Origin of the sequence: Paenibacillus sp., from assembly GCF_035645235.1 — a bacterium.
GTDB lineage: Bacteria > Bacillota > Bacilli > Paenibacillales > YIM-B00363 > Paenibacillus_AE.
The window spans coordinates 1-2,994 of record NZ_DASQMZ010000003.1 but is presented as its reverse complement, the minus strand read 5'-3'; the positions used below and the strand labels follow the sequence as shown (position 1 = coordinate 2,994).

The window sequence follows — 2,994 nt, the reverse complement described above, 5'->3', positions numbered from 1 at the left end:
GATGGATCAAGTCATTCAGGAGGTGAATCAACCGAATCTCATTTCGATTTTCGCCGCAACGCCTTAGACGTATCCAACGAATCGAAAACGAATGGAGGTAATGACTGATGTTAAGAAGAGGCTTGCATATCTTGTCCTCTTTCGCTTTGCTGCTTGGCGCCTTGCTATCGGCAAGCACCGCTCCGGACGCGCGCGCGAACGCCGTGCCGAAAATCAACTTCGTATCGGACGCGGTCGAGCCGGGGGAGTCGTTTACCATTACCGGTTGGGACTTGACGGAGACGAACTTGTCGGTGGCCGTCCAATTGGCGTCCAACAGTCCGTCTCTTGCCGGTCCTACGTCGGGAGCGTACTACCCGGAAGTTCTGCAAACCGATGCCAAATCCAATTACGCGGTCGCGATTTTGCCGGACGAGGCCCCGGCAGGCATCTACAATGTCTGGGTGAAAACCGCCCCGGAGGGACCGTGGAGCGAGCCCAAGAAGCTGAACATGGCAAGGCCGCAATGGATCTCCGAGAAAGAAGCGTGGGAAGGGCAGCGCCTAACCTTGGTCGGTCGTAACCTGCAAGGGGACGAGTTCGGCGCGCCGAATCAGACGAAGGTCCGATTGAACGGCCCGGCCGTGGTCGAACTGACGGTGACGTCTTCCAATGCCTATGCGGTCGAGTTTACGATCGATCAAGCGGGAAGCGCCGCCGCCGTTCCCCTGGGGACATATGATGTCGAGGTGTCCAACGATAACGGCGGGCATTGGGCGAAGCCGATCAGCGGGCAGCAGCTCACGATCGTCTCCGGCAACGATGCGACCGACGACCCGCTGGATTTAGGCGTCGCCTGGGCGCGAAATTTCAACTGGACGGAAGTGAAGGGGCCTACGCCGAGCGGCGGGGACGACACCTCCGCGCTGCAGCAGGCGATCGACGACCTGGGCCCGAACGGCGGTCGGCTCGTCTTGAGAGGTTTCTACAAGGTGACGACGCTGCAGCTGCCGCCGAAGGTCGTGCTGGACGGCGGCGACTGGGATAAGACGACCTTGATGTATATCGGCAGATCCGATACGAAAGTATCCATGATCGAAAGCAGAGCGGTCAACGGCGAGTACCAAGGGAAGGTCGGCATTGCGAACCTCCGCATCACGGCCGACAAGAACAACAAGGACGGGATCGACGTCTTCTATCGTCCGGATACGTTCATTCGACTCGGGCAGCCTTGGGACGACATCGTGTGCTGCGACACGACGAAGCGGACCGCCGAGCAGATGTTCGTCAAGAACGTCAAGCTCGATTACGACTACCAAGTGCCGGAAGTCATGAAGTGGGTCGACGTGGAAGGTCAACCCGGCGTGAAGGAATGGAAGCGTGTCTACGACACCGATCGAAGAGGCTATCCGATGATGACGATCGGGAAGGAACGTCTTTTGGTCCAGAATAGTTACTTCGACGCGTTCTCCGGATACAACCATAACTACGTGAATCAATATTCCATGATCACGGACAACTATTTCCAATACGCCCACGGCGTATTCATCGACTCGGCCGAATACACCGTGGCGAAAGGCAATACGTTGGTCGGCGACCAGCGGCTGAATTCGGAAAAGCACGGCTTGTCCATCCGAACGAACGCTTACGTGACGGGGAACTTTATTTCGGGCATGCGTTCCGTGCGCGATTCGACCCTCGTGGCGGGCGACCAGGATAGCGCGAACGACGGCGAAGCGATCATGTCCGAAGCGCCGGGCGGGTATTTCAATTACGGCACCGTCACCGGGCAGAGCCCGAGCAACGCGATGACCGTCGCGCCGGTGAAGCCGTTCCCGGCGGATGCCTCGAAAGCGATTATCCCGATGTACAGCTACCCGGCCGTCCTGATCGTGGAAGGGAAAGGAGTCGGGCAACTTCGGAAAATCACCGGTATCACGGGAAATACGATCGGGGTTACGCCGAACTGGGACGTCGAGCCGGACCAGACGAGCAAATGGACGATGATTACGCCCAACGACAACGTGACGGTGTACAAGAATGCAATTACGGATAACGACAAAGGCATCTGGTTGTTCGGCAACGCCTACGACAGCGTCGTGTCCGATAACTGGAGTACGAATTCGGAGGGGGTGTTCATCTGGAGCGTGAACAATTTCGCGTACCAGGTCGACCCGGTTACGAAACAAAAGACGAACGACATCCGCCTCGCGGCATTTTCGCCGAATTATTATAACCGCGTGGAGGGCAATATCTTGACCGGCGTCTCCCCGCTAAGCGCGAACGCGCATATCGGGATCGTGTCCGAACGATTCGTCGACGACCCGAACGTCTCGTCCCATCCGACCAAAGGACCGTATTTCGGCATTCAGTCCTTCGCGAACGAATTCAAGGACAACGAAATCTACGGGAACGGGCAGACGCCGCCTACGAATTACCCGCACGGGAACGAATCGCCGACGTATGACGCGGGCCTCTATTTGTCCGCCGCGCACATCGGGTATAACGACGACGACCCGGCCAACGGCATCGTCACCCCGAGCGGCGATTCGACGAATACGATTTACGAAAACAACTATGTGGAATCCAAGAAGTACCTGTTCCAAGGATTGCTGAAGGCCTATGGCCTTACCTTGCGAAACAATGCGTTTTACAACATCGATCCGAACGACTGGCTTTATAACCTCGGCACGCAGAATTACGACATCGTCGGCAACGGGCTTTCCCCGACGGATCGGTCGCCGACGCCGCCGCCGGTGCAGCCGGGTCCTCCGACGGCGCCGCCGGTCATTGCGCCTCCGGATTCGGAGTTGACGGAAATCGAAGGCGCTCCGTTCGGTCTCACGCCGTCTTGGACGGCGGACACAGGATACGAGAAGGCGTTCGATAAAGACCCGACGACTTATTTCGATTACATGTATCCGGACGGCGGCCATACCGGCATCGACCTTGGCGCCGGCAACGAGAAGCGCGTCGCGCAAATCAAGTTCCATCCGAGAATCGGCCAGGAAGGAC

1 protein-coding gene is annotated in these 2,994 nt (G+C 57.8%); it reads left to right on the top strand.

The genetic code is table 11. From position 1 onward, the window contains the following. Nucleotides 1–107: 107 nt before the first annotated feature. Nucleotides 108–2,994 (top strand): hypothetical protein (locus VEZ38_RS00105; protein ID WP_324890678.1); only part of this gene is annotated, 2,887 nt, incomplete at its 3' end.